Annotated in this window: 7 protein-coding genes; 1 reads left to right on the top strand and 6 read right to left on the bottom strand. The window is 55.6% G+C overall.

What is annotated here, in order from left to right; genetic code table 11:
* Positions 1-83: 83 nt before the first annotated feature.
* From B2R17_RS20245 to B2R17_RS20220, 6 genes are all read right to left on the bottom strand, one after another.
* Complete coding sequence (locus tag B2R17_RS20245; RefSeq protein ID WP_286765460.1) at positions 84-1514, bottom strand: PQQ-binding-like beta-propeller repeat protein; 1431 nt, start codon at positions 1512-1514, stop codon at positions 84-86.
* Positions 1515-1680: 166 nt separating this feature from the next.
* On the bottom strand, positions 1681-3126 hold the full coding sequence (locus B2R17_RS20240) for a hypothetical protein (RefSeq protein WP_286765393.1): 1446 nt from the start codon (positions 3124-3126) through the stop codon (positions 1681-1683).
* Entirely contained in the window at positions 3113-5782 is a 2670-nt protein-coding gene (locus tag B2R17_RS20235; protein WP_286765392.1) for a serine/threonine-protein kinase, read from the bottom strand. Before B2R17_RS20235 ends, B2R17_RS20240 begins: the two co-directional genes overlap by 14 nt.
* Entirely contained in the window at positions 5782-6459 is a 678-nt protein-coding gene (locus B2R17_RS20230) for a sigma-70 family RNA polymerase sigma factor (RefSeq protein WP_286765391.1), read from the bottom strand. The genes B2R17_RS20235 and B2R17_RS20230 overlap by 1 nt, the downstream gene beginning before the upstream one ends.
* A gap of 128 nt (positions 6460-6587) precedes the next feature.
* On the bottom strand, positions 6588-8465 hold the full coding sequence (locus B2R17_RS20225; RefSeq protein ID WP_286765459.1) for a matrixin family metalloprotease: 1878 nt from the start codon (positions 8463-8465) through the stop codon (positions 6588-6590).
* 242 nt (positions 8466-8707) lie between these two features.
* A complete protein-coding gene (locus tag B2R17_RS20220) occupies positions 8708-10846 on the bottom strand; it encodes a peroxidase family protein (protein WP_286765458.1) in 2139 nt (712 codons plus the stop codon).
* A 530-nt stretch (positions 10847-11376) separates the two neighbouring features.
* Here B2R17_RS20220 and B2R17_RS20215 point away from each other — a divergent pair.
* Positions 11377-12888, top strand: a complete 1512-nt coding sequence (locus B2R17_RS20215) for a sulfatase (RefSeq protein WP_286765390.1) — start codon at positions 11377-11379, stop codon at positions 12886-12888.
* The last annotated feature ends 133 nt before the right edge of the window (positions 12889-13021 follow it).

Genomic DNA, 13021 nt, shown 5'->3' with positions numbered 1-13021 from the left:
GGCATCCATCTGCCAGTCGCCCGATTGGAATCGTTCATGCTACCAGCATTCATCTGCGTGATGGATGCTGGCCAGAACCAAATTCATTCCTTGCCGATGCAGTACAAATGCGACTTGCTTCGCAGGAAAATTTGGTCCCCGACGATGGCCGCCGAAGCATCGATTTCATCGTCCAGCTTGTTCACCGAGACCACTTCCATTTCGTCGCCGTGACTCAAAACCAACGTGGTTCCATCGCGTCCGGTGAAGTAGATGTGATCCGCCGCTGCCACCGGTGAGGCATAAACGGACGAGATGTCTGGCAGGCGTGTTTGATCGATGACTAACTCACCGGTCTTGGCCTTCCGAGAAACCAACACGCCATTGTTGGACTTCACAAAGTAGAGCTGGCCTTTGTAAAGAACCGGCGACGGCACGTAGGGAGCCGCGTCTTCTTCGATCCAAGTGATCACGTCGCTGTTGGTGACATCACCCTTTGCACTCAGTGGAATGGAATAGATCGCGTAGCCTCGATAGCCAGTCATCACGATGACGTTGTCCTCAAACCGAACCCGCGAGGGGATTGGATTGCCGGCTTGTCCACCGCATTCCCAAATCAATTCGCCAGTCGTCAAATCATAGCTCCGAACTCGTTTGGAACCGTTCGTGATGACTTGCGTGCGACCTTCGTACTCGGTGATCAAAGGCGTCGACCAAGTCGTTTGCTCATCACGGCTTTGCCGCCACTTTTCTTCGCCGGTCGCGGCATCCAGAGCCACGATGAACGACTCCCCTTCGTGATCCCACGGCACAACCAAGACGCCATTGTGAACCGCGGGTGAGCTTCCTTCACCGAATTGATTTCGAGTCTGCATCTGTCCCAGATCCACACTCCACAGTTGCGTGCCATCCAGATCCAGACAAAAAACGCCTCGCGATCCAAAGGACATGTACAACTTCTCGCCATCGGTCACCGGTGAAGATGACGCAAAGGTGTTGGTGTTGTGACCAGCTTCGTGAGGCACTTCTTGGGTCACCGATGTCCGCCAAATCTCTTTGCCGTTGTTGCGATCGTAAGCGATCACGACAAAGTCGTAGACGTTCGTCGGCTTGGCACCACCGCGACCGCCTCGTCCACGACCACGGCCTCCGCGACCCGATCCGCCTCGCCCACCGTCCAGACGGCCTCCCTCAGCACGGCGTTCTCCGTCTTGGCGTTCTCCCCGTGGTGAGCCCGATTCCGGCGGCGTTTGGTTTGACGCTTCAGCCGAACCAGCACCTTCGGCAACTTGGTCCGTCTTCACCGCGGTACTGACGTACACGCGATCGCCAAGGATGATCGGCGTGCTGCTCCCGATGCCGGGCACATCGATCTTCCAAAGGATGTTTTCGGACTCGCTCCAGGTCACCGGCGGACTGGATTCCAACGCCGTTCCCGACGCATCCGGACCACGCCACCGGGGCCAATCGCGATTGATATCGTTGCCGTTGGCGGGCGATACGGTGTGAGTGGCACAGCACGCAAAGAGCGCCATACCAAAGAAAAAGGTTGTGTGTCGCAAGATTCCAGCTCCGAGAATGCCGGTGGGGAATGACTAGGAACGTCCAGAACGCCCCCGATGAAGCATTGAACCCGCAAAGTCCCCCCAGGTTCCGTTTTCGCCTTTGCGATCCACGGCATTCTCAGCGCAAACCGATTTTTCAGCGGCTGGTCAGCAGAACTCCGGAACGACGTCGACGTGCGTTCAGTGCCAACGTCCCCGCAACAATTGCGACGCCCGGATAAGCGAATCCAGACAACCGCAGCGGCCGAGTGTCCAATGCCGGTTGCGCCAGTGCATCGGTTTCAAACGCGATCGCAGCCAAAACAGCGTCGCGGATTTCATTCACAACGACCGGTGTCGGAACCGATTCCGACGAAGCCATCAGGCCAATCGTCCGGTGGACTCCCACGGTCGCATCCAAAGCAATGTCCACCATTCCAGGTGAGAACGTCGGGACAACCGTTGGCAATGCGTCTTGGAATCGGATCCCATCGATCAATCCAGTGGGTGATCCAAACCAACTTGCCAGAGCATCGTCGACGGAATTCCCTTCCAACACCGGCGTTTCGCTGGTGTCACGAACGCGTCCCGATTCAACGTCTTCCGTCAGATCATCCGTTGCATCTCGAGCCACCTTGCGCAATTGTTCGAGAGTGCGTTCGTCCAATTCCCACGCATCATCGTCCGATTGAGAAGCATCCAACGACACGTCGCTGCTGGATACACGCGGCAACCAATCGATCGTTCCCCCATCCGCTTCGCCGGCGATACGCGACGAGGAATCAACCGTTGCAACTTGCGAGCTATCACCCGAACCACTCGTCCGTTCGGCTGCGTTCGCGTTTGCAACAGTGGCGGGTGAATCATCGACCGAGGCAACCGCTGATCCATTGCCTTGAACGGATCCGTTGTTGTTCGTTGCAGCATTCGAAACGGTTGCTTTTGCATCGCTGCTCCGACTCGGCGAACCAGATTCCGATGAACCGGCGGCGGAGTTCGCTCGAGCCAGCACAGTGCCTTCGCCTGTCGATGAACGATCGTTTCCTCCGCTCAAACCATTCAGCACATCACCAACACTCACACTGTTGGATGGTCGCGGCGAATCAATGACAAATTGAACCACCCACAACACAGAACTGGAATCAGACGACCGAACGCTCTGATTGTTGGATGATCCATCAACCGACGTTTGCGAACTTGGCTGCGACGATTGGCTGATCAGATCGCTTGCTCGCAATTCACTGCTGCGTGGTTCACGCCCCGAGAGTTGTTGTCCCCGATTGTGCTGTCCTCCATCGCGTTGGCGGTGTTGGTCATGTTGTTGCGACGGTCTAGCGATTGCGGCAAAGTCTCGCATCGGGCGTGCAGCACCGGGATCGTGCGCACGTTCAGAAAGATTCTGAGCCCCGGCACCATCGCGTCCGCCACCGGAATTGATTTGAGCCGCAATTCGTTGCAACGTCGGAACGGCTCGATCCATTTGCGATCGGTCGATTCCTTGGTTCGCACCCATATCAGAATGCGTGAAGATCCCACCGGCCAACAATGAACGTGATTCAAGTTGTTCGAGCAATAAGATTCTTGAGTCGTTAGTTGGCTTCATGAATCAATCCTTGTAGCTCTTCTCGAGGCAGCGAATTGCCGGAGGATTCCATCACGCTTTGATAGTTCGCCCGGTGCTTTCGCAGGAATTCATTGTAACGAACAACTTCGGGTGCAACCGAAACCGCGACCGATTGCAGCCGAATTGCTTGGAAATACGCCTCCGCAGCCGCCCCCGCATCCCCCAGTTGCTGCTGAAGGAATCCGTAGTTGTTCCAAACCCCACCCAGCATGCTTTGCGTCTCTGCATCTTCTGGAAATTGAGTCGCTAGCGGCTGTCCAATTTCCAACGCCTTCTCAAACGCCGTGCGTGCCGTTTCCAGAGATTTCATCTTTGATCGAACCAAACCCAATTGATTGAAACTCAGCGCCAAATCCCTTCGATAGTTCGGGTGATCGGGCCAGCGAAGCACGACTTGGCTACCCATTTCAATGGCTTGTTCGAATGTCTCGATTGCTTTGGCATTCCTACCCATCGCAGATTGCGCCGCACCGAGCGTGTTGAGCGTCACAATCGTCTGCCCAGCAATCTTCGCGTCACCTGGATTCGACTGCAAAAGATTCAATTGCGATTCGAGTGCTTGGCCCGCATGATGAATCGCTCGTTCGGGTTCTGATTCCATCAACAGCCCCGCCAAGTTCGACTGCACCGCAACAAGCTTCAAGGAAGCCGGATCGTTCGTCATGCCGTTCAGTCGCTTGGCGTGCGAAGCCGGTGCGATCAACAGCGTCTGAAGTCGCTCGATCGATTTCACGAAATATGATTCTGCCTCGGAGGTTGCATTTGTCCGCATTAGCAACAAACCCATGTTGTTCAGCGTGGCTGCCAACGAAATCTCAGCGTCCCGGTGCAGAGGAAACGAGTTGCCTTGGTCCGCCAGTGCCCGCTGGATCGCCATCGCTCGCACAAAGTATCGAGCTGCATCTTCGAATTTGCCTGCCCGCACCAAAGCCTGTGCCAAATTGTTCTGACACGTTGCCCAGTGCAGTCGGACCGGGTCATTGGCAGCAACACTGCCGGCCAATTCCGCATAGATCGACTCGCTACGCTTAAGCGCCGCGATCGCCTGCTCACTGTCACCAAGCTCCGACTGCAACCTACCCGCATGCGCGAGCGTCATCGCGAAATCCTCGCGAAGCGTTGGATCATTTTTGATTTCCGCAGCGAACCGTTCGTAGTAATCCAACATTTCCAACAGCAACAAACGGCGAACCGGGTCTGCCCCGGGAACATCGACCAACAGCTCGGCGATGCGCGTCCCCATCCGATCCAAAGCCTCTCGCGCCAACGACTCTCCCCGAGTGGCCCGCATGGCGTTTTCGTCCGACACAATTTTCGCAGCCGCTAACTTGGCATTCGCGATGGCGGAACCGACCAAACCCAGCGTCACAATCAAGGCTGCCACGAACGCAACACGACGATGCTTCGACGCCAGCCGAACCAACCGATCCGCGACCGATGGTGGTCGAGCAATGGTGGGTTCGCCCAACAGCACCCGCTTCATGTCCTCGGCAAACTCCTTCGCGGTCTCGTACCGATCTTCGCGATTCTTCGACATCGCTTTTGAGATCACGGTCCCCAAATCACGAGGCAAATCAGGTCGCAACAAATGCAGCGGGATCACTTCCTCATTGTCGATCTTCTTCAGAATCGTTGCCGCGTCTTCGCCTTCGTGGGCGTATCGCAGCGTCAAACATTCGTACAAGGTTGCGGCCAGCGAATACTCATCCGCCCGTCCATCAATCAAAGCAGACTGCCCGCGAGATTGCTCGGGACTCATGTACCGCATCGTTCCGATGACGTCGCCCGACCGCGTCAATGACATCTCCGTCTGACAGCGTGCCAAACCAAAATCGGTCACCCAAATTTTGCCGGACCGATCAAGCATCAAGTTCGATGGTTTCACGTCGCGATGGACCACACCATTTTCATGGGCAACGTGCAAAGCGTCGGCGATGTCGATCCCCCACTGAATCACTTGCTTCCAAGTCTCGCGTCGTCGTTCCGCCGATTCCGAGCGGGAATCGCTGGACCGTTCTTTCGATCCATCCGCGGACTGCCCGGCTATCTTTTCCTCACGACGTTCGCGCACCCAAGCATCCAAAGCAATCCCATCAATGAACTGCATTGCGTAGTAGTGAACGCCTTGATGGCTGCCGACACTGTGAATGGGAACGATATGCGGGTGCTGCAGCAAACCGGCCGCGTGAGCTTCGTTTTTGAAACGAGCGATCTGGGTCGAATCCAACATGGAAGCCAGCGGCAGCAACTTGATCGCGACGCGTCGATCAAGCGACTGCTGGCTGGCTTCGTAGACAACTCCCATCCCACCACGACCAATCTCGTGATGCAAAAGGAAGTCACCGAGCTGTTTGTCCGCCGGCAGCGGAACCGAGGGTGCATCGAGAGTGGGTTGCATCCCCGCGGCGACGCCGTAGAGAGCTCTTAGTTTCTCAAGGTAGGCATGAAAGACGGGCCCCAGATCGGGGTTCTGCCGAACGATCTCATCCGCGTCCAACGACTCGCCGTTTTCCAAACCGACCAAGTACTCGTCCAACAATTTCGTCAGCCGAGATTGTTGCTCTTCATTCAGACCGCGCAGCAGCGATGGATCGGTCGATTGCGATTCGTCTGTCGACAATTCAAAGGCGACCATCAACGCTGATCCTCGGACGCTTTGAAACTCTCCAACGCTCGCAACCAAAGCATCCGAACAGCACCGCACTTGCGATCCATTCGCTCCGCGATCTCATCAAACGAAAGTCCTTGCAGCACGCGAAGAACGATCACCTCGCGGTAGTGCGGTTTCAGCTTGCTGAGCTGATTGGACAATTCCACGGCACCTTCACGAGCACGCATCGGAGCACTCGGCGAAGGCTCATTGCCAGCCAAGATCCCCGCCCAGTTGCAAGCCGATTCTTCCAATCGATTGCTAACCGCTTCCAAAGAAACTTCGCGACGAATGTCTCGCTTTTGAACCTGAACGTGGCGTTTAAAACTGCGATGCAACGTGTGAATTAAAATTGTCCGCAACCAGCAAAGCAGCTCACCTTGGCTGGTCCCGCGAAAATCGCCGAAGTCCTGATGGGCTTCCAACATCGCCTCTTGAACGATGTCCGATGGATTGACTCTTCTGCGAAGCCGACGATCCAACTGCGTGGTGGCGAGAATCGTCAGATAATTCGTGTACCACTGCAGCAAGCGTCCGAGAGCCTCCCTGTCGCCAGCGCGTGCTTGGTCCAACAACTCCATGAACCCGAGATCATTGCCCCAACCTTCTCGGTCGCTGGAATCATTTTCGCGTGCCGTCCAAGAGGAGTCTGTGGCGACCATCGCTTTGCCTTCCGAAGAGTAGTCTGAGCTCGCATCATCATTCGCAAGGAACTAGTTGCGAGGCAAACCACAAACCGTCACTTCTTTTTCGGAATTTTCCGAAACTCATCGAATTAGCGACGGAACATCTAACGACGGAACCTCGCGAAACGCTCCCGATGGGCATCCCGGCCCGCCACACTGAACGCCGCGTCGACTCGGTCGAATCGCGACGATCCCGGTGAGAAAGCCTCCGATTCATTCGCCTCGGTTTCTTCCCGGAAAGCCTCCCATTCCGCGAAAGAAACACCGCCATCGGCGTCTGCATCCGCCTCGGCCAACTTCGCCCAAAGCCGATCGCGAACTTCGGTCTCCGTGATCAAACCGTCTTCGTCGGTATCTTTTGATAAGAAACGTTCTTCACGAGCGGCCAAGAACGCGGCTTCCAATTCTTCCGCAATCAACAATCCATCGGCGTCACCGTCGGCCTCGAGCCCCGTCAGTTTTTCCCACAACCGCTCGGACACCTCTTCTTCGGAAAGCGCCGAATCGCCATCCGCATCCAATCGCTCGATCAACGTCGCAACGTCGCCGCTGAACAAACCAGCACGGAACAAACCATAGTTCTGTCGATGAAATCCCTCCGCACGATGATCACAGTCTTCCTCGGACATTGTTTCTTCATCGTCTTCGGTCTCCCCGTCATCGACCATCTCATCATCGATGACATCGTCGTCGGCTGATTCGTCGCCAGTCTCTTCGCCGGAATCAGATTCCTCGTCGGATTCCGTGTCTTCACTGGAATCGGGTTCCTCGTCGATCGTTTCGTCGTCCACTGCAGTCGGATCGTCGACCAAGCCGCCGTCATCGATCGTCGATTCGTCCTCCTCATCGAAAACAACATCGGTGTCGTCCAAGAAGTCCGCTTCCGAGCTCTCTTCCTCCTCGTCCGACTCCATGTCGACTTCCGTCTCGGTTGACTCGGAGGCAGCGTCGTCAACATCCGCATCGTTCATTGCATTGATGACCATCAACGCATCCAAGGATGTCACCGTTCCGTCACCGTTGACGTCGCACAATCCATCCATCTCGGCGTCATCCGAATCAGCCTCCGACGTTTGATTGAGCCGATTAATGATCATCAACGCGTCCAACGCCGTCGTGCGATCGTCTTCGTTGACATCCGTCGGATTGACGTAGTTGTACGCATTCAGCTCAGCGTCCAAACGGCCGCTAAACCGTTGCTGGAAACGGTTTCGAAACCAGCGGTTCCAGACGAACCAACGGTTCCGGAAATCATTGCTTCCGGAATCCTGCTCATCTTCATCGCCGGAATCGTCCACCGAAGGATCTTCCAGCACCGGGTCGTCTTCGGCATCGGTGGTCTCATCGTCGGCTGAGCCCTCGGAATCGTTGGTCGAATCCATCTCATCAACAGGCTCGTCCGCCGCAGTTTCCGCCGCCGCGTACAACTGTGTGATCGCAATGGCGTCATCTTCATCCAGTTCGGTGAACGATTGATTGGCGGAAACGAACGGAGCCAAAACACTTCCGGAGGCATCGGTGTGATCCAGCCCCAACGAGTGGCCGATTTCATGCACCGCGACCCACACCAAATCGAACGCCGCACTGCCCAGCGAATTGCCAACTTCCCAGCTTTCCGAAAGATCAAATTGGATGTCACCGGCCAACCGCGCCGGGTTCACGTCGTCCGGAAAATACGCCTGAGCGAGCGTGCCCGCTCTTCCATCCAAATTCTCAAACGAGATATCAATGGAATCATTCAGTCCGACTTGGTCGACCTCTGTGAACTCGATGTCCGCGACGCTGGCCCAAGCATCGAAAGCGGTTTCGATCGCCGCATCGGTCTCCTCCTGAGTCAGCGTGCTCGGTGATCCCGTAATCGTGTAGGTCAGAGCGGCACTGCCCAAACCAGGGCCGTCCCACCCCAGACTGGCGGCGAGCACACGGCGAGTTTCGAGAGATTGGATCGCAAGACGACGCGTTCGTTTCTTCCGTTGATTCATATTGGGCAGACACTGCAATGAGACGAGGGGAAAAGCAGGCATCCGCGATTGCACCAATCGCCAGCCCTTCCCATCACGAACGGGGATCCGACCTCGCGTTCACCTGATGGGCCGCTGATAAGGGGCACCTTTCAGACGGCAATGTCACACCAATTCCCGCAGTCTCACTTCACGCCGCGTTTCGCAACGTTTGCACCAAAAAGCGGCCCCGTCCTCGGGTGGCCCGTTCCCTCGTCCGGCAGTTACGCGACGTAAAAATCCAGCCCGCGGATTCGCTCTTCACCGTGAGCGATGAGGACATCGATCGTCTCACCAGATTGCGAAAGTCGGACTTGGTAGTCTCCGGTCTCACTGAGCGATCGAAACCGGTAATTCCCGTGCTGATCAGACGCTGTGGAATCGACCAGCTTCCCAGCTCCGTCGATCAACTCGATCGTCATTCCCTCCACGCCACGCATTTCGTCCTCGCGAAGGTTACTGGGCATCGTCGTGGGCGGAACCGAGCTGGCCAGGATGACCCGGCCGCGAATTTCGACTTGCATCGAAAAAACGTTTCCTTGCAAACCTTCGATGCTCGTGTTGCGTTCGATCACGTCCGCCAGCGTGGATCGTTCCAGCGATTCAATCTCCAGTTCGTTCAGCACATTCCGGTAGAAGAACCGATCGCCGTCGCGAGTCCTCTGAAATTGGTCGGCAATGATTTCGCTTGTCAGCTCGCCAACCGAGGCGTCGTTTTGGTGATCTTCGGCCATCAAGCCAACCCAAAGATCGATGTTGTCAACGTTTCCATACAACGATGTCAACTTCTGCTGCAACGAAACGTCACTGGTGATTTGGTCAAACGATTCCACTCGATTCAGGCCGTACGCTTCTCGCGTCGAGTTGTAGTCGCTCAAGCCATGATCGCGGCCACGCTGGATGTTCATGGCAACCAGATCCAACCCGCCCGCACCCGGAGGCCCAAACAAGAAGTTCCGCAACGAATCGACCACGCCCAAATCCACTTCTTGAGCCCAAACTGATGCGTCGTATTTCAACAACGAATCGATCCCCGTCTCTTCCAACATCGACGCATGAAAGAACGCGTCTTTCAATTCCATCTCGTCTTGGCTCTCACGTCCATCGTTGGACATGAACCCAACTTCGTCTCGAAGCACGCTGTGCCCCAACCGAAACGCGGCGGTTGAAAACTCATTTGCGATGCCAGGATTCACGGATGCGTCGTAGCCGCGATACGGTTCCATCGCGTGCTCACCCAACAGTGCCGGCAGAAACTCGTTGTAGGTGATGGATTGAATCAACCCGGCGACGACCAAACGAGCTCGTTGGTAAATTTCTTCGTCGGTTGCTTCGGGGTCAGAGCCAGATATTTCATCGGCCAAACGATTGTGTTCTCGGACAAACAGCGTCTGGATTGCCGTCAAGCCAACGTTCTCACTGGCGCGAACATCGCCGGCAATCACCATTCCGCTTTCGTCCATCGGAAGCAGTCCGTCTTCGGAGATCGCCATTCGACCGCCCACAAACGTCCTTAGCCTTTCCGCGGTTGCTGCATCGCTCCCGTAAACCATCGAGCCATCGATGAAGGCCGTGATTTGATTGAACTGTTGAGCCGGGTTATCAACCGATGTCCCGGTTCCTTCCGCGATCGGCGTTCGCGTCATCGGGATCACCGCTTCACCAGAACCAGTCGGATCGAACCAGAGATCTCCTTCTGGCACCGCGATATCGATGGCCTCGCCGTGCTCGTCGCTTTCGCTCAATCCCAAGTCATGATCGATGAATTGCCCCCACACATAAACGAATGCAGACAGCCCTCGATCATTGAGCACCTGACTCGTGTTCATTTCCGACAATACATTGCTGACTTCGCGTGCGCTGGGTCGGTCGGCTCCCGCCAGCGTTGAAATCCCATCGCCATAGGCTGCTGGCGCCATGCGAATCAAACGTTGCCCAACGCTGCCCCAAAAGTGATCGTTGGGATTGTTTCCGGTGCCATCGATCGAACGAACTTCAGACGGCATCTCCGGAAGCAACAGGTTCAGCTCTTCGTCGGCACTGGTATCAATCGGAAACACATCGCCGCGTTCAATCCGATTGATCACCCGCAGAGCGTCCAAAGCACTGCGTCGACCATCATCGTTAACATCGGTGAACATGTTTTCATCGCGAGCGGTCTCGTTGGTCATCGCATTGATGATCAACAACGCGTCGATGGCTGAAACACGCCCGTCATCGTTGACGTCTTCGGCATCATAGATGTTGTGTCGATACCCACCGAAATCGGCTGCCAGCAACTGCCGAGCTTCCAATTGTTCGCTTCGCAATCGGCGTCGCTTGCGACCAGGATGGTTCATCGTACGCTTCGACCGGAACAACATGAGATGTGCAACAACGTTGGCGATGACAACCGAGACAACGCTTCCATCGGCGAAACGCAAGCCGACGATGAAGGTTGCTGTGAGAAAACTCAAAGCGAGGGTGAGAGGCGAAACATCCCAATCGTAGTCCAACTGAGACTTCCCCACCCATTTGGTGGACGAAACGCCGCGAATTATCGACAAAATTTCTAAACAGAATCAATTCCCAATTTGTCTCGCCAGTTGGTGGCTGGAATCTCCCGGATTCCTTCGCTACGCCTGTTCGATCTCTCAGAAGAAGCTGCGTGAGGACCGAAACCAACCCCACAATTTGCGATTCACTGCTGTCTGGTGCAAAATAACGCGGCCGATGGCGTCAACGACTTCTCGAAATGCTGTGAAACAACGGATAAAGATCGAGATTCATGTCGCCCTAGAAGTGACAACCAATCGAAAGACAACCACTGGCCGTCCATCGACGATTCTTTTCTCCGATCCGTGCAATCACGCGTTTCGCCCATCCCCACCCCCACGCGAATTCCCTCATCCCAATGTTGACCAAACTCCAAACGATCGTCGCGTTGCTGACGCTCGTCATCTGTTCTTTGCTTTCGTTAAGTTCCAATCTTCAAGCAAAAGAACACCCCAACGTCTTGCTGATCTTGGTCGATGACCTGAAACCTGCCCTTGGATGTTATGGAGACTCGATCGCGAAAACGCCGCACATCGATTCGCTGGCCAATCGCGGCATGCGATTCGAAATGGCGTACTGCAACCAAGCCGTCTGCGCGCCATCGCGTTTCACGTTGATGCTGGGTTCACACTCAACATCGACGGGCCTCTACGGACTGGGCAGCCAGCTGCGCCAGATCATTCCCGACGCGGTCACGATTCCTCAACACTTTGCCAAACATGGTGGCTATCGAACCGAGTCGCTGGGCAAGATCTTTCACATCGGCCACGGCAATCATGGCGACCCAGAATCGTTCTCGGTTCCACACTTCAAAGAGAAGGTCATCGAGTACCTGGAACCGGCCAGCACCGATGGCGGGCAACTGACTCGCGAAGAGGCCTACTTCACCAATCAGATGCTGGGCCAGATCAAATCGCTTCCTCGAGGGGCCGCGTATGAATCGCCCGATGCCAACGATGAAGACTACGCCGACGGTCGCGTCGCCGCCGAAACGATCGAGCGACTGCAAGCGGCAAAGCAACGTCGACAATCCGATGGAACGCCATTTTTCATCGCTTCCGGATTTGCCCGGCCTCACTTGCCATTCAGTGCACCACAAAAGTATTGGGATCTGTACGACCCAGCTTCGCTTCCCATGCCCCAGCACGAAGAGCTGCCAGCAAACGCCCCCAAGGTGGCCGGAAAACGTGGCGGAGAAATTTCAAATTACAAACCAGTTCCCACCGAACCCAACGCCGACTTTGACGATGAACTGAAACGCAATCTGATTCATGGTTACTACGCCAGCGTCAGCTACGTCGACGCCCAGATCGGAAAAGTGATCGAGGAACTCGACCGTCTAGAACTTTCTGACAACACAATCGTGGTGCTTTGGGGCGATCATGGTTTTCACCTTGGCGATCTCGGCATTTGGACGAAACATACCAACTACGAACAAGCCAACCGGATCCCGATCTTGATCACCGCGCCGGGTGTCACTCAGCCAGGTAGCTCCACAAAACAATTGGCCGAGAGCGTCGATATCTTCCCAACCTTGTCAGAGTTGGCTGGGCTGCCCGCACCGAGCGGCCCTCAACCAATCGACGGGGTCAGCTTGGTCCCCGTCCTCCAAGATCCATCGGCGCGAGTTCGCGACCATGCCTATCACGCTTACCCGAAGCGAAAGCTGGGGCGATCCATTCGAACCGAACGGTATCGACTGGTGCAGTGGAAGGCGTTTGATGGGAAAGGTGACACGGCCTATGAACTGTATGACTACCAAACCGATCCAAATGAGACCAAGAATCTGGTCAGCGACCACCCGGAAGTTGTTCAGCGACTAACAAAAATCCTGTCGAAGTACCCCGCACCCTCGAAGCGAAACCGCTGATGTGTGAGGGCCAGAAAATTCGAAATGCGGTGACGCTTTCCGCCGATCGCTGACGCAGACCGCTCTCCCGGGGAGGTCGTGCAGTTTATCGAGGCCGCGTTTTAGCTGGTTTCAGCATTTGAGAACCTCTCCC

Origin of the sequence: Rhodopirellula sp. UBA1907 (assembly GCF_002337565.1) — a bacterium.
GTDB lineage: Bacteria > Planctomycetota > Planctomycetia > Pirellulales > Pirellulaceae > Rhodopirellula > Rhodopirellula europaea.
This window is presented reverse-complemented; position numbering and strand designations above follow the sequence as displayed.